This window comes from Klebsiella sp. 10-1, from assembly GCF_009758445.1.
Lineage (GTDB): Bacteria > Pseudomonadota > Gammaproteobacteria > Enterobacterales > Enterobacteriaceae > Klebsiella > Klebsiella scottii.
This window is the reverse complement of sequence record NZ_WQRE01000001.1, coordinates 1,674,742-1,695,775: the sequence shown is the minus strand read 5'-3', so window position 1 is coordinate 1,695,775 and position 21,034 is coordinate 1,674,742. Positions and strand designations below refer to the sequence as shown.

At 59.3% G+C, this 21,034-nt stretch carries 21 protein-coding genes and 1 riboswitch; of the genes, 12 read left to right on the top strand and 9 right to left on the bottom strand.

The window, feature by feature from the left end:
- Nucleotide 1: 1 nt before the first annotated feature.
- Complete coding sequence (locus GO007_RS08005) at nt 2-916, bottom strand: ABC transporter permease subunit (RefSeq protein WP_095097854.1); 915 nt, start codon at nt 914-916, stop codon at nt 2-4.
- A gap of 108 nt (nt 917-1,024) precedes the next feature.
- A complete protein-coding gene (locus GO007_RS08000; RefSeq protein ID WP_189339845.1) occupies nt 1,025-2,083 on the bottom strand; it encodes a branched-chain amino acid ABC transporter substrate-binding protein in 1,059 nt (352 codons plus the stop codon).
- 656 nt (nt 2,084-2,739) lie between these two features.
- Here GO007_RS08000 and GO007_RS07995 point away from each other — a divergent pair.
- The 5 genes from GO007_RS07995 (at nt 2,740) to GO007_RS07975 (ending at nt 7,231) form a co-directional block, all read left to right on the top strand.
- Nucleotides 2,740-4,035, top strand: a complete 1,296-nt coding sequence (locus GO007_RS07995) for a glycoside hydrolase family 10-like protein (protein ID WP_189339844.1) — start codon at nt 2,740-2,742, stop codon at nt 4,033-4,035.
- Between the two features lie 190 nt (nt 4,036-4,225).
- Nucleotides 4,226-4,798, top strand: coding sequence for a peroxiredoxin (locus tag GO007_RS07990; RefSeq protein ID WP_095097845.1), 573 nt, complete (start codon nt 4,226-4,228; stop codon nt 4,796-4,798).
- 15 nt (nt 4,799-4,813) lie between these two features.
- Nucleotides 4,814-6,046: a protein-disulfide reductase DsbD family protein gene (locus GO007_RS07985; protein ID WP_095097842.1), complete on the top strand. Its 1,233-nt coding sequence runs from the start codon at nt 4,814-4,816 to the stop codon at nt 6,044-6,046.
- 14 nt (nt 6,047-6,060) lie between these two features.
- Nucleotides 6,061-6,615, top strand: a complete 555-nt coding sequence (locus GO007_RS07980) for a sigma-70 family RNA polymerase sigma factor (RefSeq protein ID WP_095097839.1) — start codon at nt 6,061-6,063, stop codon at nt 6,613-6,615.
- Nucleotides 6,602-7,231, top strand: coding sequence for an NrsF family protein (locus GO007_RS07975; RefSeq protein ID WP_095097836.1), 630 nt, complete (start codon nt 6,602-6,604; stop codon nt 7,229-7,231). The genes GO007_RS07980 and GO007_RS07975 overlap by 14 nt, the downstream gene beginning before the upstream one ends.
- Here GO007_RS07975 and GO007_RS07970 read toward each other — a convergent pair.
- The 5 genes from GO007_RS07970 to GO007_RS07950 form a co-directional block, all read right to left on the bottom strand.
- Nucleotides 7,228-8,547, bottom strand: coding sequence for a type II toxin-antitoxin system HipA family toxin (locus GO007_RS07970; protein ID WP_095097833.1), 1,320 nt, complete (start codon nt 8,545-8,547; stop codon nt 7,228-7,230). The genes GO007_RS07975 and GO007_RS07970 overlap by 4 nt on opposite strands.
- Nucleotides 8,547-8,813 carry a type II toxin-antitoxin system antitoxin HipB gene (hipB, locus tag GO007_RS07965; protein ID WP_095097830.1) on the bottom strand — a complete coding sequence of 89 codons (267 nt, stop codon included), beginning with the start codon at nt 8,811-8,813 and terminating at the stop codon, nt 8,547-8,549. Before hipB ends, GO007_RS07970 begins: the two co-directional genes overlap by 1 nt.
- A gap of 182 nt (nt 8,814-8,995) precedes the next feature.
- Nucleotides 8,996-9,556, bottom strand: coding sequence for an RNA polymerase sigma factor (locus tag GO007_RS07960; RefSeq protein WP_095098149.1), 561 nt, complete (start codon nt 9,554-9,556; stop codon nt 8,996-8,998).
- A 5-nt stretch (nt 9,557-9,561) separates the two neighbouring features.
- Nucleotides 9,562-9,987, bottom strand: coding sequence for a hypothetical protein (locus tag GO007_RS07955; protein WP_095097827.1), 426 nt, complete (start codon nt 9,985-9,987; stop codon nt 9,562-9,564).
- A gap of 146 nt (nt 9,988-10,133) precedes the next feature.
- Nucleotides 10,134-11,372, bottom strand: a complete 1,239-nt coding sequence (locus tag GO007_RS07950; RefSeq protein ID WP_095097824.1) for a GGDEF domain-containing protein — start codon at nt 11,370-11,372, stop codon at nt 10,134-10,136.
- Between the two features lie 683 nt (nt 11,373-12,055).
- Nucleotides 12,056-12,157, top strand: a riboswitch (TPP riboswitch).
- Between the two features lie 65 nt (nt 12,158-12,222).
- Between GO007_RS07950 and GO007_RS07945 the strand changes: the two genes are divergently transcribed.
- The 6 genes from GO007_RS07945 (at nt 12,223) to GO007_RS07920 (ending at nt 18,526) form a co-directional block, all read left to right on the top strand.
- Entirely contained in the window at nt 12,223-12,918 is a 696-nt protein-coding gene (locus GO007_RS07945) for a TenA family protein (RefSeq protein WP_095097821.1), read from the top strand.
- Nucleotides 12,915-13,643, top strand: coding sequence for an ABC transporter ATP-binding protein (locus GO007_RS07940; RefSeq protein WP_095097819.1), 729 nt, complete (start codon nt 12,915-12,917; stop codon nt 13,641-13,643). The genes GO007_RS07945 and GO007_RS07940 overlap by 4 nt, the downstream gene beginning before the upstream one ends.
- Complete coding sequence (locus tag GO007_RS07935; RefSeq protein ID WP_095097816.1) at nt 13,640-14,380, top strand: ABC transporter permease; 741 nt, start codon at nt 13,640-13,642, stop codon at nt 14,378-14,380. The genes GO007_RS07940 and GO007_RS07935 overlap by 4 nt, the downstream gene beginning before the upstream one ends.
- A 27-nt stretch (nt 14,381-14,407) precedes the next feature.
- A complete protein-coding gene (locus tag GO007_RS07930; protein ID WP_095097813.1) occupies nt 14,408-15,343 on the top strand; it encodes an ABC transporter substrate-binding protein in 936 nt (311 codons plus the stop codon).
- A gap of 306 nt (nt 15,344-15,649) precedes the next feature.
- Complete coding sequence (locus GO007_RS07925; protein WP_095097810.1) at nt 15,650-17,035, top strand: diaminobutyrate--2-oxoglutarate transaminase; 1,386 nt, start codon at nt 15,650-15,652, stop codon at nt 17,033-17,035.
- 9 nt (nt 17,036-17,044) lie between these two features.
- Entirely contained in the window at nt 17,045-18,526 is a 1,482-nt protein-coding gene (locus GO007_RS07920) for a pyridoxal phosphate-dependent decarboxylase family protein (protein ID WP_189339830.1), read from the top strand.
- Between the two features lie 101 nt (nt 18,527-18,627).
- Here the strand turns inward: GO007_RS07920 and GO007_RS07915 are convergent, their stop codons facing one another.
- Nucleotides 18,628-19,137 (bottom strand): DUF4865 family protein, encoded by a 510-nt coding sequence (locus GO007_RS07915; protein ID WP_095097804.1) that lies wholly within the window; start codon nt 19,135-19,137, stop codon nt 18,628-18,630.
- A 99-nt stretch (nt 19,138-19,236) separates the two neighbouring features.
- Here GO007_RS07915 and GO007_RS07910 point away from each other — a divergent pair, with 99 nt between their 5' ends.
- Nucleotides 19,237-20,124 (top strand): LysR substrate-binding domain-containing protein, encoded by an 888-nt coding sequence (locus GO007_RS07910; RefSeq protein ID WP_223261762.1) that lies wholly within the window; start codon nt 19,237-19,239, stop codon nt 20,122-20,124.
- Between the two features lie 18 nt (nt 20,125-20,142).
- On the opposite strand, the gene GO007_RS07905 is transcribed toward GO007_RS07910, so the two are convergent.
- A complete protein-coding gene (locus GO007_RS07905; RefSeq protein WP_095097801.1) occupies nt 20,143-20,925 on the bottom strand; it encodes an SDR family NAD(P)-dependent oxidoreductase in 783 nt (260 codons plus the stop codon).
- Between the last annotated feature and the right edge of the window lie 109 nt (nt 20,926-21,034).

Here is a 21,034-nt window from a genome sequence, read left to right as displayed (position 1 = left end):
CTTAAACCTTTGCGACCATCGGACGACCCAGCAGCCCCTGAGGGCGAAATATCAAAATTGCCACCAGCAGAGCGAAGGAAAACACGTCTTTGTAATCAGAGTTCACCATCCCGGCAAACTGGGCTTCAGCCACGCCCAGCAGCAGACCGCCCAGCATCGCTCCCGGCAGGGATCCAATCCCTCCCAGCACCGCTGCGGTAAAGGCCTTAATGCCAATAATGAAGCCGATATAAAAATCGAAGGTGCCGTAATTCATCGTCACCAGCACCCCGGCCAGCCCGGCCATCGCGGCGCCGATCATAAAGACCAGCGAGATAACCCGGTCGGTATTAATGCCGAGGATTGCAGCCATGCGCCGATCCTGCTGCGTCGCCCGGCATACCCGCCCCAGCCGGGTATGATTAATGACCCACGAGAGGATCATCATCCCCACCAGCGCGGCGACGAGAATAAATATTTTGGTCCACGTAATTTGCACCACGCCGTCGCCAACCTCGAAGCGCAGCACCCCCGTCAGCAGGGTCGGGATGCCCTGCTGGTTCGGTCCCTGGCTGATTTGCACATAGTTCTGCAGGATAAGCGACATGCCGATAGCCGAGATTAACGGCGCCAGGCGGGTTGAATTGCGCAGCGGCCGATAGGCGATACGCTCAATAGTCCAGCCGTAAACGCCGGTCACCACAATGGTGAACACCAGCGTGCCGAAGATCAAAACCGGAAAGGAGTGAATGCCAAACCAGGAGAGTAGCGCCAGGCCGATGGCGCAAAGGTAGGCGGAAACCATATACACTTCGCCATGCGCGAAGTTAATCATCCCGATAATGCCGTAAACCATGGTGTAGCCGATGGCAATTAATCCGTAAACGGCTCCCAGCGTCAGCCCATTAATCAGTTGTTGCAGAAAAAACGCTTCCATAGAAACCATCCTGCCAGTAAGCAGGCAGCGACCGGCAAAGCTCCCGCCGCGCGCTGCCTTCAGTAGTACGACGCCCTTTTTTATAGGGACAAAGAGTTCAGCAAACGGTTAAAGCTGGTGATACTTGCCCTTGTCATCCCATGCGTAGACCACATAATCCGACACCTTCAGATCGCCTTTACCGTCCCAGGCCTTTTTGCCCATAACCGTATCAACGCTGTGATTTTTCAGCCACTCGCTGGCCTTGGTGTTGTCGGCGCCCACCGCGTTATAGGCCGCGGCGATAGCCTGGATAGACGCGTAGGCGTACAGGGTATAGCCTTCCGGCTCGAAGCCGCTGGCGCGGAATTTCTCAATAACCGTTTTGCCCTCAGCAATGGTTCGCGGATCTTTACCAAACGTCATCAGTACGCCGTTGGTAAACTGCGGGCCGCCGGCAGTAGTCACCAGCTCCTCGGTAACGACACAGTCGCCGGAGAAGAATTTCGCCTGCAGCCCCTGCTCCCTCATCTGACGCACCAGCGGGCCGGCTTCCGGATGGCAGCCGCCGAAATAGACCACGTCAGGCTTCAGCGCGCCAATTTTGGTGACCAGGGCGTTGAAGTCTTTCTCACCCCGCGATAGCCCTTCGTACAGCACCTCTTTGGTACCGCGTTTTGCCAGCGCCGCGCGGGTGGCGTCGGCGAGCCCCTGACCGTAGGTGTCCTTGTCATGAATGACGGCTATTTTCTTCGCCTTCAGCACATCAAGCATATAGTCTGCCGCGATCGCCCCCTGCTGATCGTCGCGGCCGCACATACGGAACATATCCTTCATCCCGCGCTCGGTGATCAGCGGGTTAGTCGACCCCGGCGTAATCGTCAGGATCCCCGCCTCGTCGTACACTTCGGATGCCGGCATCGTCGATGACGAACAGAAGTGTCCGACAACCGCGGAAACCCCCGACTCATCAACCAGGCGGTTGGCTACCGCGACGGCCTGCTTCGGTTCGCAGGCGTCATCCCCCTGCACCAGCACAATTTTTTCGCCCTTAATTCCTCCCGCCGCGTTAATGTCTGCTACCGCCTGCGATGCCCCTTTCCAGTACTGAGCGCCATAGGAGGCATTAGGTCCGGTGAACGGCCCGGCAACGCCAATCTTCACATCCGCCTGTGCGCAAAATGCCACACTCATACAACCTGCAATCGCAAAATGAAGAGTCAACTTTTTCAGTTTCAGAGACATTCAGATATTCCTCAGCGATTTATAACCTGGCGCCATTAAATGGCGCGGAAAATATCACTTACCGTTTTGTTTGCCGAAGGCCGTTATCCAGCCGCAGCGGCTAAAGGTGGAAGAAGCAAAAATCCCGCCAGGAAGAAATGACATGACAGATCGCTTACTAATAGATGAGAGCAACGCGTAACAGCCGCGGTTACCGCCACCGACCAACGTGCATTTCAGGACAGGTCAGGAGATATGTTGCCATCACGTGGCGAATTGAGGACTGCGGCATCCGTTCCGACCCGCGAGCTAAACATAGTTGTTCTTTGCTGACGTTGCGCACTGGCCTGGTGCAAAAGTGCGAAAATGATCATGAGCGTGAAAAATTCTGTTGCAATATTGTGAACGAGATAGCAAGAGCGATTGTTTCGTCGCGTTGTTTTAATACGCAGTTAAAAAAATAGATTACGCCTGCGGCAATCGTAAAAAGCGCCGACCCCAGGCCCAGATAATTCCCCATACTAAGGATTGACTTAAATGCGCATAATACGAAAATGCTTCTTTTACGCGACTCACAGAATAAGCCCACGTCTATGACTATCCGCTCTCGTCGCTTTTTTATGGCTACCGTGGCCGCATCGGCCGCGTTGGTGGCGACCGCCTTTATCCTCGCCAGCTGCAGCAGCCAGCCGCCTCGCTCGCTGGTTACGCCGCTGCCGCCAGCGGTTAAACAGCCGGCGCTGCCCAAAACGCATGGGCCGGTACGCGGGGTCTGGCTGACGACGGTCTCACGCCTCGACTGGCCGCCGGTGGGCTCGATCATTGCCAGCAGCCCGGAAAGCCGGATTAGCCAGCAAAAGGTGGCGCTGATCGCCAAGCTCGATAATCTGCAGCGCCTCGGGATTAACACCGTGTTCTTCCAGGTCAAACCCGACGGCACCGCGCTGTGGCCCTCAAAGATTTTACCGTGGTCCGATATGCTGACCGGCGCCATCGGCGAGGACCCGGGCTACGATCCGCTGCAGTTTATGCTGGATGAAGCGCATAAGCGCGGGATGCGGGTTCACGCCTGGTTTAACCCCTACCGCGTCTCGGTGAACACCCGCCCGAAAACCGTCGCCGAGCTGAACCGCACGCAGTCGCAAAGTCCGGCCAGCGTATTTGTGCTGCATCGCGACTGGATCCGCACCGCAAGCGACCGCTTTGTCCTCGACCCGGGCATTCCGCAGGCTCGCGACTGGATAACCGGCATCGTCGCCGAAGTCGTGCAGCGCTACCCGGTCGACGGCGTGCAGTTTGACGACTATTTCTACACCGAGACGGCGGGCTCAGCCCTTAACGACAATCAAACCTTCCAACAGTATGGCCAGGGGTTCGCCAGCAAAGCGGACTGGCGCCGGCACAATACGCAGCAGCTGATTGCGCAGGTGTCGCGCACGATTAAGCAGATTAACCCCAACGTTGAGTTTGGCGTCAGCCCGGCCGGCGTGTGGCGCAACCGCTCCCACGATCCCGCCGGCTCAGACACCCGCGGCGCGGCGGCCTATGATGAGTCCTACGCCGATACCCGCAGCTGGGTACAGCAGGGGCTGCTCGACTACATCGCGCCTCAGCTGTACTGGCCCTTTGCGCGCGACGCCGCCCGCTACGACGTGCTGGCGAAATGGTGGGCGGAGGTCGTCAAGCCTACCCGTACGCGGCTCTATATCGGCGTGGCGCTCTACAAAGTCGGCGAACCGTCAAAAAATGAACCCGACTGGATGGTTAACGGCGGCGTGCCGGAGCTGAAAAAGCAGCTGGACCTCAACGAGTCGATTCCCGAAATCCAGGGCACCATTCTGTTCCGCGAGAACAACCTGAACCAGCCGCAGACCCGGCAGGCCGTCAACTATCTGCAGAACCGCTGGGGAAGTTAGCCCATCCCGCCGGCTGAACCCCTTTAGCCGGCGTTCTCTCCCTCCGTTCTGCGCCCGACTCATCGCGTCATCGGCCGGGCGCACTTTTTTTTCACCTGCGCGCAACTTTTCCCTCCGCTGCGGCGAATTGAATAGCTGAGATGAACGAGTTTGGCCAAACCGGCACTCCCCAAAATCGCAGGAGCAGATAATGACACGCATTAAAAACCTCATCCGTACCCTGACTATGACCGCCGCGCTGGGTCTGTCCGCCACCGCGTTCAACGCCGGCGCGGCGCTGCCCGTGGGCGCTAAAGCGCCGGACTTTAAGCTGCAGGGCGCCCTCGCCGGTAAACCGCTGACTTTCTCCCTGCAGCAGGCGCTGCAAAAGGGGCCGGTGGTGCTCTATTTCTTCCCGGCGGCCTTTAGCGCCGGCTGTACCATTGAAGCTCATGACTTCGCGGAAGCTACCGACAGCTTCACTAAAATGGGGGCCACCGTCGTTGGCGTAACCGCGGGTAATACCGACCAGGTCAGCGACTTCTCCAAACTGGAGTGTCGCGATAAGTTCGCCGTCGCGGCGGACCCGGGAGCTAAAGTCGCCGCGCAGTATCAGACGCTGATGGAGATGAAAGGTAAAACGCTCTCCGATCGCACTTCGTACGTGATTGCGCCGGATGGCAACATCCTGCTGAGTTACACTGATAGAAACCCGGATGCACATATTGAGAAAACGCTCGCTGCCGTGAAGCAGTACGACGCTTCTCACCCGCAAACCCATTAAGTAAAGAGGCCAGCGATGTTAACCGCGATGCTGGCCGCCTTTATTGGCGGCATCATTCTCAACTTTATGCCCTGCGTTTTTCCGGTGATCTCCCTGAAGGCGCTGGGGCTGCTGCGTCACTCTGATAACGCCGCCAGCGCCCGCCGTGAAGGCCTGGCGTTTTTGCTCGGCGTCGTTATCACCATGATGGCGCTGGCGGGCATTCTGCTGGCGATTCGCGCCGGCGGCACCGCCGTCGGCTGGGGCTTCCAGCTGCAGTCGCCGCTGGTGATCGCGCTGCTCTCCCTGACGATCCTCGGCGCGGCGCTTAACCTGCTTGGCGTCTTTGAAGTCGGGCTGACGGCGCAGCGCGTCGGCGGGCTGGATATCGGCCGCGGCGCTTTTATCCGCTCGGCGCTAACCGGCGCGCTGGCGATCGTGGTCGCCACGCCCTGCGCCGCGCCCTTTATGGCCAGTGCGATTGGCTACGCGTTGGTCCAGCCGCCGGCGGTGTCGTTAACCATCTTCCTCGCGCTGGCATTCGGCTTCGCCGCGCCCTTTACCCTGGTGTCGCTCTTTCCGGCGCTCGCCAGAATATTGCCGCGCCCCGGTCCGTGGATGGATATCCTTAAACGCGCGCTCGCCTTTCCGATGTTTGGCGCCTGGGCATGGCTGGTGTGGGTCCTGGCCCAGCAGGCCGGGAGCGCGGCGTTAGCCGCCCTGCTTGCCGCCTCGGTGGTGCTCAGCTTCGCCGCCTGGCTGTACGGCATTGCGCAACGTCGCGCCTTCCAGGGCAAGGGACACAAGGCCCTGTTTGCGGTTACCGCCGCGCTGATTGTGGCGGTCATTGCGCCGCTGCCGGGGCTGGTTAAACCCGCCGCCTCCTCGCCGGATGTCGGGCAAACGGCGGAGGTGTCGTCCCAGCGCTGGACGCCGCAAACCGTCGCCGCGCAGCGCGGTCACGGTAAGGCTATCTTCGTCAACTTTACCGCCTCCTGGTGTATTACCTGCCAGGTGAATGAGAAAACGTCGCTCTCCACCCAGGCGGTGAAAGAGGCGCTGGCAAAAACCGATACCGTCTATATGGTGGCGGACTCGACTAAATTTAATCCGGACGTAGACGATGCGCTCAACCAGTTCGGCCAGGGCGGACTGCCGCTGTATGTGGTTTATCCGGCCGACGGCGGGCCGCCGAAAGTCCTGCCGCAGGTGCTGACGCCGGGGATTGTGGTCAACGCCCTGACCCAGGCCGCCGGCAAAAAGGCGTAATAACAAGGCGGATTATGCAAACAAACGATAGCGCGCGCGACAGCTGGCCCGCGCTAATGGAGCAGGCGCAGGCGGGGGATCAGCTCGCCTACACCCGCCTGCTCAAAGCGCTGGTGCCGGTGATCCGTTCGCAGGTGCGGAAACGGATCGCCGACGAGGCGCTGGTGGAAGATGTTATCCAGGATGTACTGCTCAGCGTACATCGGGTACGTCACACCTACGATCCGGCCTTTCCCTTTCTGCCCTGGCTGCTGGCGATTATCTCGGCCCGATCCGTTGACGCGCTGCGACGGCGCGGGCGCTATCAGCACTGGGAACTCTCTGACGAGGTGCTGCCCGAGGCGGCAACTGCCGATCCGCCGCGCCAGGACAGCCGGGAGGAGCTGGCGGGCTATCTGCAGCAGCTTCCCCTGCGCCAGCGCGAAATTGTCGAGCACGTTCATCTGCGAGAAATGAGCCTGACGGAAGCGGCCACCCATAACAATCTAAGCGTAGCGGCGGTGAAATCGCTGCTGCATCGGGCGTTGAAAAACCTGCGCCGATTTGGAGCTCATCATGACCGATCATAATCTGCTTATTGAAAAACTGGGCCGCGAAATGCGCCCGGTAAAACGTCCGTGGCCGATCGGCTGGCGCGTCGCGGGCTGGCTGGCCGTTGCCCTGCCTTGCGCCTACGCCGCCAGCTTCCTCGTACGGCGCGGCCTGACCGACTGGTCCCAGCCCGGCGCGAGCCTGGCCGTGGTGCAGCTGGCGCTGGCATTTTTGCTCGGGACGTTAACCATTCGCCGCGCGTTCACCATGAGCATTGCCGGGCGCCGGAGCATCAGCTGGAAGGCCCTTTTGCCCATTGGCCTGATGTGGCTCGGCCTGAGCATCAGCAGCATTCCCGGCGACGCGCCGCCGCTGCACGATGACGACAGCGTCAGCTGTTTCACCTTTCTGCTGGTCGTCAGTACGCCGATGATGGCGCTGATGATCGCCAGCCTGCGGCGCACGCGGGCGCTCTATCCCGCGCGCAGCCTGGCGATGGCGGGGCTCGGCGTCGCCAGCCTTGCGGTAAGCCTGCTGGCGTTTTGTCATCCGGTGCATCTGCACCTGCTGGATTTTGCGCTGCATCTGGCGGCGATCGCGACGATCGTCGCGCTGACGGTGATTGTCGGCAAGCGTTGGGTTAGCGTCCGCTAACCCGCCAGCCCGCTTTGCAGCCGCGCATGGTTCCTGAGGGTGTGAGAAATAATGGACTGGTAAACCGTCGGCGAAAAATCTCCCGGCAACGAGGCCCTTACCGCATCGACCGCCCGCGGCAGGTTATCGGCAAAATAGCGCAGGATCTCCAGCATCTGCTGCTGCGCAAATCCCACCTCCTTCGCCGTGGCGAGGAAATGACGTGGGTAGATCGTTTGGATCTCCGTTTTCCGCCCTTTGGTTGCTTTCAGGCTCATCGACAGCTTCAGGTCGCTGATATGCAAACCCGCGCCCCCCAGCACAGGAAAAGCCGAGATGATGTCGTAGAAAGGCGTCAGGCGGTAGCTGCCGCCGGGCTGAAGAAAAATGGAAAAATTCTTCGCATGCCCGTCGGTGGCGCCGATCAGCCATTGAAAAACGATGAACTTCATAAAATCGTAGCGATCCTTCAGCGCCTCGCTGGAGCCCAGCAGAAACGCCATAATTTGCGCCACGCCCGGCCCGCCGTCCGACTCGTACTTCATCGAGGAAGGCATCCCGAACGCCTGGCACAGATCCTCCTGCGGCAGGCGCAGCAGCCGCGTGTTTTCCTGCGCCCAGCGGCGGTCAAAGCGCTCAACGGCCAGCGCCCGGGTGCTGCGGGTGGTGATAATTTCAGCCTGCGGAACGGCAAAGCCCAGCTCCCGCGCCAGGGCCAGACATAAATATTCGTTGTCCACGCTTTCGCTAAGATCCAGCACCGCGTCCGGCTGCCTTATCTCGCCGATCGGCAGCTTGATAATATGCGTCGTTGGCGTTGTCGCCGTCGGTATGCACCAGCGGCCGTCCATCTTCAGCAGCGCCGTTTTCTCCTGAGCGCCGGCGACCGATATTCTGAACTCCTCCTGGCCGTTAATCATGCCGAGCGGAATATCCGCGCGATAGGCCGTCAGCAGCGCGTCAAGCCGGACGTCGTCGAGCGGTTCGCAGGTCAGGCCGCCGGTCGCCGGTGCGTCGCCAACGGGGAGTAAGGTGACCGCCCCGACGCTATCCCGCCCCACCTCGGCCAGCAGATCGAAGGGCTGCTTCGAGCGGGCCTGGTAGCGCTTGACAATGCGATCGCGCACCAGCGGGCTATCGGGCAGCAGGTTGTCGAAGTAGTTAAACACCGCATCCGAGGTGATGTTGCCGAACTGCAGCGGCAGCGACAGGGAAAGCGGTCGCGCGCGCGGGTTTTGTATCCAGCGTCGATCATAACGGAACTGATGCGCGCCGTTGCTCAGCTTGATCAGCTCCCCGACGCGTTCATTGTTCATCCACGTCACGAGCGTTGCCATTACCACTCCAGATCCGGTTGGCTATCGTTTTGCTCAAAGGCCGCGCCCTTTTCGCACACCGTCATCGTCATTTCCAGAGATTGTAAAATCTTAAACAGCGTCGTTAAGGTGGTTTTATCCGGATGGTTTTCGAAGTTCGAGATCGTCGCCTGCTTAATGCCTATCCGGCGGGCCAGATCGCTTTGCGTCCATTGGTTTTTTTGCCGGACCAGCTTGATATGGTTTGCCAGCTGGGCCGGGCTGTAGATCGTCGGGGGCGTTATCATCGTCTTTATCTATCCTCTTGTGGGGATAAGACTCTGTTTATACCCTGGTGAGGATAATGTCAACGCTCGCCGTAAATATCCCCACAAGAGGATAAAGACTGCGATATCCTTTAGTGGGGATAAATCATGAAATATCCTCACCTGAGGATATTGACCGCGGTGCCCGGCGATTGGGCCAGGCCTTAGTCGGTTATCAGCTCATCATAGAGGGCGCGCAGGCGCGTACGCAGATAGAGCACGGCTTTATGCTTGCGCGAAAGAAGGGCCTGCTCGCTGGCCCCGCACTCGGCGGCCAGCTCTTTATAGCTGTAGCCCAGCAGCTCGGTCTTTTCAAAGACCTCCCGCTGGGCGGCGGGCAGTTCGGATAACGCCTGGTTCAGCTCCTCCCACAGCAGCTCTTTCAGGTACTCGTCCTCCGGCGTTTGCGGCACGCCGAACAGGGTCTCCGCCAGCTCATCTTCCGGGAACTCTCCTTCCTCATCCCCGCTGAAGTAGTCCGCCAGCGGCAGCTCGCGTTTTTTGCGCGCCCGGTCGGTCATTTCGTTACGCGCGGCGCGGAACAGCCAGGCGGCGACGTTCTCCACCGGCTGCTCGACCTTCATTAATTGCCAGGTCACTTCCTGCAGAATATCGTCAGCCTCGTCGCGTACCGAGGCGCGGCCGCGGATAAAGGCCTTCAGCCGGGAGCGGCAGGCGTTGAGCGCCGAAACGAGCAGTGACTCTCCCGTCGTTGCGCCTTTCATTTCGCTCACTCGGTCGGCGTCGTTTTAGACGCATCGTCTGCCGGCTGGGCGGGGTCGTTACGGCGATCGCGCCAGCCGCAATGCCCGCGATGGCCGCGGCGACCAAAGCGCTGCATAAACTCTTCGCGCTGTTCGGGATTCATCTGCATCCAGCGTTCATGCATGCGCCGACGCTCGCGACCCATCCCGAACATGCCCGGGCGGAAGCCAAGGCCGCCGAACAGGATCCGCGACAGCGCCAGCAGACCTAAAGCCTGCCAGAAGCCGATGCTTTTAACCCCAAGAATGGCCGGCAGCAGCGCGTTCCACAGCGACATCACCACCAGCCCGAGTATCGCGACGATCGCCACGCCAACGATCAGCGGTTTGCCCATCCGGTGGCGACCAAAGCCGCAATGACGGCGGTTTTCATGCATATCTAAATTTCTCATCTTCTTGCTACCTCATGACTGTCGTGAAAAGTGACTGCTGATGAGGTAGACGAATGAGCCGGAGAAATATTGCTAAGAATTTAAAAAAAACGGCTAAATATATTTATGCGGCGAATATTTTATTGCGGGGCCCATCGCGCCGCGCCTCAATATTTTTCCACCAGGTGCAGCTTCACCTGGTTTCGCCCTTCTTTCTTCGCCGCATACAGCGCCTTATCGACGCGATTGAACAGCTGGTCGATCTCTTCATCATCCTGACGATCGGCGACGCCGATGCTGACGGTAACCGGGCTGGGATGATCCGGCATTTGATGGCCGCTAACCGCGAGGCGAATGGTTTCCGCCATTTGCAGCGCCATCGCAATGGAGCGTTCGGGAAGAAATAACAGAAACTCCTCGCCTCCCCAGCGATATATTTTGTCCTGATGCGTCACCGTCGATTCAAGGATCCGGGAAATAGCCAGTAAAACCTCATCGCCTTTCTGATGGCCGTAGCTATCGTTAATGGCCTTAAAGTTATCGACATCAACCAGCAGCAGGCAGAAGCCGCCAGCTGTAAACGAAGCGGAATCAACGATGCGATAAAACTCACGCCGGTTAAGCAGACCGGTCAGCGGATCGTGCGAAGCTGAAAACTCAAGCTCGCGCCTTAAATGCACCTCTTCGGTTACGTCATGCACGATGCAGAGCATCAGGCGAATATTGTATAGCACCACCGGACCGGCGTAGGTTTGAACGTGGCGAATGGAGCCATCGGCGAGAATATGGGTGAAATTGAGCGGCTTATGGCCTCCAGGCAGGCTTGCGACGTTGCGCATGATCGGCAGAACATCGCGGCCCAAAGTATTAATCTGCCAGGTATGCTTCGCCCGCATCTCATCCGAGGTGTAATTATAAAAGCGCAGCGCGGCAATATTGGCATCAATAATTCTGCCGTCCCGGTGAGGATCGATTAATAACATGGGCGCGGAGTTGGTCATAAAAAAGCGGGAGAAAAAACCGTTACTGCGCCGCTGGTAATGCCGGGAGGAGGTATTGATAGACTCATTTTGCTGCAGCAGCTTTACCGCTTCGAAGAGAATCAGCGTGTCATATTCTTCTGATTTAATCAGCGTGGTTTTACAGTAAATCGAGGTCTGGCCGTCGGCGGAATTAATTGTCCAGACTTCAAAAATCTCGGCAATATTTTTGCAGTAATAGAGGTAATTCTGCAGGCTCACTTCCGGGCAGGTGGAGAATGTCCCTTTGCGCATCTCATCCAGCGACATATCGCCGCTGAGGGTTCTGGAGGCCTGGTTGCTGTAGAGGATGCGCTCTTTGAAAGGATGAACCACCCAGACGGGGGTGGCTAACAGGTCGAAAATAATTAATTCTTTTAATAGCATGCCGCCCTCCACCCTCTATACATCGTCTATCTGTAATCCGGTCACATGAGCATTTATCGCCTGCTGGCGCAAAATCAAATTAATCAGAGAGTTCAAAGGGATGACGCAGAAGCGCCAATTATAGTCCCATTTTTAATCACAGACGGTGTCTGAGCTGGCAAAAAACGTTACGCACCGCTCCTGACCAGCATTGGTACCTATTATTCAATTCATTTCAATTGGAGAGAGGAAACCAACAGAGTTAGTCGTATCTTTTTTGTCCATCTGCTGCGGGTCACTTTACCTCTTTCCGCGAGCTTTTTCTCTCGCCGGACGCCTGTTTTTCTCTGCGCTCAAGGGGCTGCCCGGCGCCAGCGACTGCCGGGGGAATAGCGGCTTCATGCACTCTCCAGGCGATATGGTTTTTTACTCCCCAGGTCACTGAAGAATAATGGCTTTCAGCCTATGAGAATATATAGTACGCGCCGCGGAGATCCCCATTGCCGGCGGCCGGTTTTCGCCTTACTTTTGGATAAAAAAGCGCGATAAATCACACTAATTAGCTATAAAAATTTCCCTGCCCCTGGCCGTCGTGCACTTTTCAGCTAATGACCACGTGACACCGTCACTTAAACGGAGCGCAATCCCCTGGCGCAATGACCCGAAGCCGGGATTGTAATCAAAAAGTGAATGCCGTATAACATGGCCCTACCGAGGGGTGTCCCGTGAGGGCTGAGATGGCGTAAGCCGAACCCTTTGAACCTGATCTGGGTCATGCCAGCGAAGGGACGGGTCGGCAATTTTGCCAGTTTTCCGCCATTGCCTGTTCATACTTCTGCACGCCCGGATCTCCCCTTAATCAGGAGGTCCTGTGATTCTTCCCGCATTTACTCAAGGTATCTACGGTCGTCTGCGCCAGCAGGCGGGACGCGACTGGCAGCACTACGTCGCCCATCCCTTTTTACATCAGCTGGCTGACGGCACCCTGCCCGAACGCGCATTCCGCCGCTACCTGACGCAGGACTATCTGTTTTTGATCCACTTTGCCCGCAGCTATGCCCTGCTGGTCAGCAAGCTGCGCACGCTGCCGGAGATGCGCGCCGCGGCGGCCTCGATGAACGCCATCCTCAGCGAACTGCCGCTGCACGTCGGCTACTGCGCCGGCTGGGGGCTGGATGAAGCGATCATGGCCGCCGAGCCGGAGGCGTCTGAGACGATCAACTACACGCGCTACGTGCTGGATATCGGCCACTCCAACGACGCCCTGGATCTGCTGGCCGCGCTGATGCCCTGCGTGGCCGGTTACGCAGAAATTGGGCTCGGGCTGCTGCATAGTCCGCAGACCCGCCTGAGCGATAATCCCTACGCCTCGTGGATCCGTAACTATGGCGACGAAGGCTATCTCAACGGCGTCAACGCGGCGATCACCCTGCTGGAAACCCTCTGGCAGCAGCGCGGCGGCGAGTCGAGATTCGCTGAGCTCAGTGCCATCTTCACCACCGCCACGCGCCTGGAGGCCAACTTCTGGCAGATGGGGCTGAATGCGGTACCGGAGGCGTCGGCGTGACTCCCCCGGCCATCCACGTCCGGGAACTGGGGTTACGCTTCGGTTCGCGGGTCGTTTTTGAGGATTTATCGTTCGATATCCCCGGCGGGCAGTGGGTCTCCCTGCTGGGCGCCAGCGGCGCCGGAAAAACCAGCCTGCTGCGCATCATCGCCGGCCTCGCGGCGCCGACGTCCGGCCAGGTCTACGCCAGCGACGGGCTGCCCGTGGCGAAACGGCTGGCGTGGATGGGACAGAAGGACCTGCTCTATCCGTGGCTGAACGTGCGCGATAACGTAGCGCTCGGCGCGCGCCTGCGCGGGGAGCGCGTTGACCGTTCGCGCGTGACAACCTTATTGCGCCAGGTCGGGCTGGAGCAGTGCGCCGACGATCGCCCGGCGTCGCTCTCCGGCGGAATGCGTCAGCGCGCGGCGCTGGCCCGCACGCTGTATGAAGACCGCCCCGTGGTCTTAATGGATGAACCCTTCTCCGCCCTCGACACCATCACCCGCACGCGCATTCAAACCCTGGCGGCTGAGCTGCTGGCCGACCGGACCGTGGTGCTGATTACCCACGATCCGATGGAAGCTTGTCGGATGAGCCACCGTCTGCTGGTGCTCGCGCCGTCCGCGGGCGGGATCGACGATTCGCACCATTTGTCTGGCCTGCCGCCGCGGGCGGCGGACGATCCCGCGCTGCTTGCCAGCCAGGCGGAACTGCTGCAGCAGCTGATGAGGGCCGACGGATGAGGGGCAAACTCCTGCGCGGCGCGGTGGTATTTGGCGGCCTGCTGCTGGTCTGGTGGCTGGTGACCCGCAGCGGGATCCCCGCCTTTCTGCTGCCTTCGCCATCGGCGGTCGCCGGCGCCCTGTGGCTCAACCGCGCGTATCTGGGCTGGCATACCCTGGTGACGCTAAGCGAAATTCTCAGCGGACTGCTGCTCGGGGTCCTGCTCGGCGTGGTGCTGGCGCTCTGCATGATCGTCTCGCCGCGGCTGCAGCGCTGGCTGATGCCGCTGGTGCTGACCAGCCAGGCCATCCCGGTGTTCGCTCTCGCCCCTCTGCTGGTGCTGTGGTTTGGCTTCGGAATGAGCGCCAAGGTGATGATGGCGGTGCTGGTGATCTTCTTCCCCGTCACCTCCGCGTTCTTTGACGGCCTGCGGCGGGTCAATCACGACTATCTCGATCTGGCCCGCACGATGGGCGCCTCCTTTGGCGCTCAGCTGCGCCACGTGCGGCTGATGGCCGCGCTGCCGGCGCTGGGGTCCGGCCTGCGGATGGCCGCCGCCGTCGCGCCGATTGGCGCCATCATCGGCGAATGGGTGGGCTCAGCCGAAGGGCTCGGCTACGTCATGCTCAACGCCAACGCCCGGCTGCAGACCGACATCTGCTTTGCGGCCCTGTTTATTTTAGTGCTGCTGACCGTCCTGCTGTGGCTGGCGGTCGACGCTTTCTTGCACCGGCTGATCGACTGGACGCCGGAATAATGAGCTGTACGGATAATAAGGAATACCATGAATAAACGTATTTTTGCCGGGATGGCCCTCAGCGCGGCTATCAGCGCACACGCTGCGGCGAACGAGAAGCTAACCCTGGTGCTGGACTGGTATATCAACCCGGATCACGCGCCGATTATGGTTGCGGAACAGATTGGCGCCTTTAAAGAACAGGGCCTCGACGTCAAAATCATTCCGCCATCCGACCCGGCGCTGCCGCCGCGGCTGGTGGCCGCTCGCCAGGCCGACCTGGCCATAACCTACCAGCCGCAGGTGCATTTTTTCGCCGATGAGGGGCTGCCGCTGGTGCGCGTCGGGACGCTGATTAACTCACCGTTAAACACTATTATTGCGCTGGATAAGAGCATCAAAACGCCCGCCGACCTGAAGGGGAAAAAGGTTGGCTACTCGGTGAGCGGCATCGAACAGGCGACGCTGGCAACTATGGCGCAGTCGGCGCATATCGATCCGCAAAGTATCAAGCTGATCAACGTTAACTTCCAGCTGACCAGCGCCCTGCTTGCCGGCCAGGTCGACGCGGTTATCGGCGGCTACCGCAATATTGAGGCGCTGGAGCTGAAGCTGCAGGGCAAAGAGCCGCAGGTCATGAACGTAGAGGATTACGGCGTGCCGGCCTACGACGAGCTGGTGATTGTCGCCAACCGGGATGAAGCGCACGCGGCGAAAATCAAAAAATTCCTCGTAGCGCTGCAAAAAGGCGTGACCTGGCTGCGCGCCCACCCGCAGGAGACCTGGCAGGCCTTCGCCGCCGCGCATCCGGAGCTGAATACCGAGCTCAACAAGCAGGCGTGGCTGCAAACGATACCGCTGTTCGCCACCGATCCGGCGGCGCTTGATAAGCCGCGCTACGAAGCCTACGAACAGTTTTTGTTTAACAATAAGTTGGTTAAAAAAATCACACCTTTATCGCAGTACGCTATCGAACTGCGTTGAGTAACCTTACCGCTGGCGGAACTATTTCCGCCAGCGGCGTCAGCGAAGCGGTAATAAAACAGGGTAAAATCCTACACTAATAATTACACTTTTTATGGTTTTATGAACGTTAAAATAACGGATAAAAATCAGCCATTTATCATTAAATTTAACAATGTAAAAATAACGTAAAAATAGCGCAATAAATAAAACGTTGAATGCGGATTTAAAAAGCCATATATTGTGCGCGCTTTATGAATGGCGATTCATTTTCTTAAACCAATTATTCAACCAGGGTTCAACCGTAACGCTGGTTGTGGGAGTGATATGATGACGGATAAAGTCCGTATTGATACTTTAAGTGCAGATTTATTGGACGCAAACAACGAAACCTTTTTGGCCCGTCAGGCCGAATTCGAATCGAACGTCAGGAGTTACCCGCGCAAGCTGCCATTGGCCATTACCAAAGCGGAAGGCGTATGGCTGACCGATGCGGATAACAAACAGTACCTGGACTGCCTTGCCGGTGCTGGAACCCTGGCTCTTGGTCATAACCATCCTGACGTGCTGCAGAGCATCCAAAGTGTCATTACCAGCGGCTTGCCGTTACATACCCTCGATCTGACAACTCCGTTAAAAGATCGCTTCTCCGAATACCTGCTCTCTTTATTACCGGGCGAAGGTAAAGAATACTGCCTGCAGTTCACCGGCCCGTCCGGCGCTGACGCCGTTGAAGCGGCGCTGAAGCTGGCGAAAAAATACACCGGCCGTTCTTCGGTCATCAGCTTCTCCGGCGGCTACCACGGGATGACCCACGGCGCGCTGTCGGTGACCGGAAACCTGTCACCGAAAGAAGCGGTTAACGGCATGATGCCGGAAGTCCAGTTTATGCCGTACCCGCATCAGTACCGCTGCCCGCTGGGTATCGGTGGTGAAGCCGGCGTGAAGGCGCTGACCTACTACTTCGAAAACCTGATCAACGACGTTGAAAGCGGCGTGCGTAAGCCTGCGGCGGTGATCCTTGAAGCCGTTCAGGGCGAAGGCGGCGTGAACCCGGCGCCGGTCGAGTGGCTGCAGCGCATCCGTAAAGTGACCCAGGAGCACGGCATTCTGCTGATTATCGATGAAGTCCAGGCCGGCTTCGCGCGTACCGGTAAGCTGTTCGCCTTCGAACACGCGGGCATTGAGCCGGACATCATCGTGATGTCCAAAGCCGTAGGCGGCGGTCTGCCGCTGGCCGTTCTTGGTATCAAGAAGCAGTTTGACGCCTGGGAACCTGGTCACCACACCGGCACCTTCCGCGGCAACCAGCTGGCAATGGCAACCGGCCTGACCACCCTGCGTCACCTGAAAGAGAACGACATCGCCGGTAAAGTTGCGGCCCAGGGCGAGTGGCTGAAAGGCAAGCTGGCCGAAATGCAAAAACGCTACCCGGTCATTGGTCACGTTCGCGGTCTCGGTCTGATGATCGGCATCGAAATCGTTAAGCCGAACGAAGCTCAGGATCACATGGGCTGCTACCCGGCCGACGGCGCGCTCTCTGCCCTGCTGCAGAAAAAATGCTTCGAAGCGGGCCTGATCCTTGAGCGCGGCGGCCGTAACGGCTGCGTCCTGCGCCTGCTGCCGTCGCTGCTGATCAGCAACGCTGAGCTGGAGATTTTCTTCGACAAATTTGAACAGGCCCTGCTGGCCGCCGGCGTAAAACCGGTCTGAGTGGAGTAAGTGACCGCCATGTCCCAATTGAATCCGATCCTTGCCGGTTCGCCGCAGAGCATTGAGGCGTATCAGCAGGTTATCGCTCAGACCAGCCAGGCCGTCGCGCAGTGGCTCAAGCAGCCTGAGATGTATCAAGGCAAAAGCGTCGCCGAGCTGCGCGAGCGCATTACCCTTGAGTTCACCGAACAGGGTCTGGGCAACCAGGCGGCGATTGAACGTGCGATCGAGTACTTCCTGAAAGACAGCCTGTCGGTGCATCACCCGCAGTGCGTGGCGCATCTCCACTGCCCGAGCCTGGTGGTAAGCCAGGCGGCGGAAGTGCTGATTAACGCCACCAACCAGAGTATGGACTCCTGGGACCAAAGCCCGTCGGCCACCATCATTGAGATGAAGCTGATCGAATGGCTGCGCGCCCAGGTGGGCTACCGGGCAGGCGACGCCGGCGTTTTCACCAGCGGCGGCACCCAGAGTAACCTGATGGGCCTGATGCTGGCGCGCGATGCTTTCTTCGCCCGCCAGGGGCACTCGATTCAGCAGGATGGCCTGCCGGGCGATATCCGCAAATACAAAGTGTTCTGTTCTGAAAACGCCCACTTCTCGGTGCAGAAGAACATGGCGCTGATGGGCCTCGGCTACCGTTCGGTCACCCTGGTCAAAACCGACCGCTTTGCCCGCATGGACGTCGAAGACCTGAAGGCGAAAATCGCCGAAGCGCAGGCCAACGGCGAGCAGATCATGGCGATCGTGGCGACGGCAGGCACCACCGACGCGGGCGCTATCGACCCGCTGCGCGTGATTGCCGGCATTGCGGCGGAGCATCAGATCTGGCTGCACGTGGATGCGGCCTGGGGCGGCGCGCTGCTGCTTTCCGGGCACTACCGCGATTACCTGGACGGCATTGAGTGCGTGGATTCCATCACCCTGGACTTCCACAAACAGTTCTTCCAGACCATCAGCTGCGGCGCGTTCCTGCTAAAAGATGCGCGCCACTACGAGCTGATGCGCTATCAGGCGGCCTATCTGAACTCCGAGTTCGATGAAGAAAACGGCGTACCGAACCTGGTTTCCAAATCGCTGCAGACCACCCGCCGCTTCGACGCGCTGAAGCTGTGGATGGCGCTGGAAGCGCTGGGGCAGAAACAGTACGCGGAAATTATCGATCACGGCGTGACGATGGCGAAAAACGTCGCTGAATACGTTGCCAGCCAGCCGACGCTGGAGCTGGTTATGGAGCCGCAGCTGGCGAGCGTGCTGTTCCGTTCGCGCCCGCAGCAGACGGCGGGCAGCGACGATGCGGCTATCGCCCTGCTTAACCAGCGCATCGGCGACGCGCTGCTGGACTCCGGTCGCGCCAACGTCGGCGTAACCGAGCACAACGGCGTGACCTGCCTGAAGCTGACGCTGCTCAACCCGATCGTCACCCTCGATGACGTCAAGGTGCTGCTGAATCTGGTTGAACGCACCGCCCAGGAAGTGCTGGCAAAGTAAGCTGAACTCCCGGGCTGCGGCGCCTGCGCCCGATCCGGGATAGCGGCCCTTGCCGCCCCGCCTCCTCCCGAAAGCCGATAACTCACCTTATCGGCTTTTTTTTACGCCTCTCCTCGCGCAACGTAGCCGATGCGATAACTCTCTCCTTCATCCGACGGCGCATCGCCAAAGCTGACCTCCAGCAGCTGCCAGCGGCTCAGGTCCCATGCGCAGAGCTGCCCCTGCAGATCGAGGTTTGCCAGATCGCTAAACGGCGCAATGGCGCGCTTTTTGACGCTCAGCCAGGACTTATCCATCACCTCCCCGACCGCCGGGACGCGCAGCGCCAGCCAGCTTTCGATCCGCGGCCAGCCAAAGTCTGCGCACAGGCCGGCAAACCCCGGACTCTGCAGAAAGCGCGCCATCGCCTCTGCGTTTTGCCAGACGTACAGCGGAGCATAGCGGTTCTCCGTTATAGCCCCGGCGCGGTCATCGAGGCGGGAGTAAAGATAGGTTTTAAATAACAGGCCGGGAAAGCCGTCCAGCTTTGCGCCGCCGTGGCGAATGCGGCGCTCAATAATCGACATGTCATAGTCAGCGGGCAGCGTAAAGCGATACTGCATAACGATCATGGTAACTCCGGAAGGTAATGTTGACGTTGAGCCCAGTGTGATGCCACAGTATCTTCCTGAAAATCGAATAATTCAGGAGTCATCATCCTGAATAAGAGGATGATTATGGAAAAGCTTACTCCGGCGCTGGATCTCGATGCGCTACGCACCTTTGTCACCGGGATCGAGTGCGGCAGCTTTGCCCAGGCGGCGGTACGTCTTTCGCGCTCAACCTCCGCGGTCAGCGCTCAGCTCAAGAAACTGGAGATGCAGTGCGACGCCGGGCTGGTGGTGAAACAGGGTCGTCACCTGGCGCTCACGGCCCAGGGAGAAAAGCTGATGGGCTATGCCCGGCGCATGCTGGAGCTCAACGATGAGACCCTGCGCGCTCTAAAAGGCGAACGGCTTACCGGTGAGATCCGCATTGGGATGCAGGAGGATTTTGGCGAATCCCTGATGCCGGGGATCCTCGGCCAGTTTAAACGTCACCACCCGCAGCTGCGGATCGTCGCCAGAGTGGACCGCAATCTCCCGCTGCGCCAGGCGCTGGCCGAACGCACGCTGGATATGGCGCTGCTCTGGCAAACCGACGATAGCGGCCCAACGTTGGGTCAGTGCCAGCTGGAGTGGATTCATCATCCGGACCTCGACGTCGCCGCCCTGCTGGCCGCGGGCGAGCCACTTCCGCTGGTGATGTTTGAAAGCCCGTGCCTGATGCGCTCAAGGGCTATCGCCGCTCTCGACGCGGCCGCCATTCCGTGGCAGGTGATGTTTGTTAGCCATAGCCTCAGCGGCGTCTGGGCGGCGGTGCAGGCCGGATTAGGCCTGACGGTCAGAACCAAAATCGGCATGCCGGAGAATCTGCATGCCGCAGGCGCCCTGCTGCCATCCCCCGGCGCCCTGGCTATCGGTCTCGAAGAGAATCCGCTGCAGGCGCGGAATACCGCCGCCTGCACGATGCTCGGACAGCTGATGGCCGAGGCGCTGGGCGGGCTGACGTTCAGGTGACAACGTCACGCGAAGGCGTCAGGCGCGGTAGCGCGGCGCCGGTTCCGACTGCGCGAAGCCGGGCAGCATCGCCTGGCGCGCCGCGTTCAGGGCCCCCCACTGCGTTTCATCGTGCAGCGGCGGAATGGTGACTAATTCACGGCGGTCGAAACCCACCAGCGCCGCATCCACCAGTTTATCCACCTCCATCAGGCCGGGAATGGCATCAACGTCCTGGCCGCTGCGCTGCCAGATCTCGGTGCGGGTCGCCGCAGGCAGCACCGCCTGGACGTAAATCCCCTTCGCGGCCAGCTCCACGTCGAGAGCCTGAGAGAGAAACAGCACAAAGGCTTTAGTTGCGCCATACACCGTCAGGCCCATTTCCGGAGCCAGCCCGACAACCGAGGCGATGTTGACGATAGCCCCTTCGCCCGCGGCCGCCAGCCGGGGAGCGACGGCATGGGCCAGGCGGGTCACCGCCGTTACGTTGAGCGCAATCAGCCGGGAGAGCTCCTCGCCGCTCTGGCTGAGAAAATCGCCGGGAATGGCGGTGCCGGCATTGTTAATCAGAATGCCGATGCGCGTATCTTCCCGCAGACGCTGCTCGACGGCGGCAACGTCGTCATCGTTAGTCAGATCGGCGGTTAAAATGTCGACCTGCACCCCCGCTTCGCTACGCAGGCGCTGGGCCAGCGCGGTAAGGCGCTCGGTATTTCGCGCGACGAGGACCAGGTCGTGGCCGCGTTGGGCAAAGCGTTCGGCGTAGACTGCGCCAATGCCGGTCGATGCGCCGGTTACCAGTACCGCTGATTTGCTGCTCATATTCGCTCTCCTGAATTTATACATGATGACCGTCATGAATAATGTCACAGGCTGGGTATGGTGTAAATAATGTTATATGATGGTCATCATAAATAATTTCAGCGCGGGA

Excerpts from the sequence above, each read along its gene's own strand:
- GO007_RS08005 (WP_095097854.1), bottom strand. The coding sequence starts at position 916 with ATGGAAGCGTTTTTTCTGCAACAACTGATTAATGGGCTGACGCTGGGA.
- GO007_RS07995 (WP_189339844.1), top strand. The coding sequence starts at position 2,740 with ATGGCTACCGTGGCCGCATCGGCCGCGTTGGTGGCGACCGCCTTTATC.
- GO007_RS07990 (WP_095097845.1), top strand. The coding sequence starts at position 4,226 with ATGACACGCATTAAAAACCTCATCCGTACCCTGACTATGACCGCCGCG.
- GO007_RS07985 (WP_095097842.1), top strand. The coding sequence starts at position 4,814 with ATGTTAACCGCGATGCTGGCCGCCTTTATTGGCGGCATCATTCTCAAC.
- GO007_RS07980 (WP_095097839.1), top strand. The coding sequence starts at position 6,061 with ATGCAAACAAACGATAGCGCGCGCGACAGCTGGCCCGCGCTAATGGAG.
- GO007_RS07975 (WP_095097836.1), top strand. The coding sequence starts at position 6,602 with ATGACCGATCATAATCTGCTTATTGAAAAACTGGGCCGCGAAATGCGC.
- GO007_RS07970 (WP_095097833.1), bottom strand. The coding sequence starts at position 8,547 with ATGGCAACGCTCGTGACGTGGATGAACAATGAACGCGTCGGGGAGCTG.
- hipB (WP_095097830.1), bottom strand. The coding sequence starts at position 8,813 with ATGATAACGCCCCCGACGATCTACAGCCCGGCCCAGCTGGCAAACCAT.
- GO007_RS07960 (WP_095098149.1), bottom strand. The coding sequence starts at position 9,556 with ATGAAAGGCGCAACGACGGGAGAGTCACTGCTCGTTTCGGCGCTCAAC.
- GO007_RS07955 (WP_095097827.1), bottom strand. The coding sequence starts at position 9,987 with ATGAGAAATTTAGATATGCATGAAAACCGCCGTCATTGCGGCTTTGGT.
- GO007_RS07950 (WP_095097824.1), bottom strand. The coding sequence starts at position 11,372 with ATGCTATTAAAAGAATTAATTATTTTCGACCTGTTAGCCACCCCCGTC.
- GO007_RS07935 (WP_095097816.1), top strand. The coding sequence starts at position 13,640 with ATGAGGGGCAAACTCCTGCGCGGCGCGGTGGTATTTGGCGGCCTGCTG.
- GO007_RS07930 (WP_095097813.1), top strand. The coding sequence starts at position 14,408 with ATGAATAAACGTATTTTTGCCGGGATGGCCCTCAGCGCGGCTATCAGC.
- GO007_RS07925 (WP_095097810.1), top strand. The coding sequence starts at position 15,650 with ATGATGACGGATAAAGTCCGTATTGATACTTTAAGTGCAGATTTATTG.
- GO007_RS07915 (WP_095097804.1), bottom strand. The coding sequence starts at position 19,137 with ATGATCGTTATGCAGTATCGCTTTACGCTGCCCGCTGACTATGACATG.
- GO007_RS07910 (WP_223261762.1), top strand. The coding sequence starts at position 19,237 with ATGATTATGGAAAAGCTTACTCCGGCGCTGGATCTCGATGCGCTACGC.
- GO007_RS07905 (WP_095097801.1), bottom strand. The coding sequence starts at position 20,925 with ATGAGCAGCAAATCAGCGGTACTGGTAACCGGCGCATCGACCGGCATT.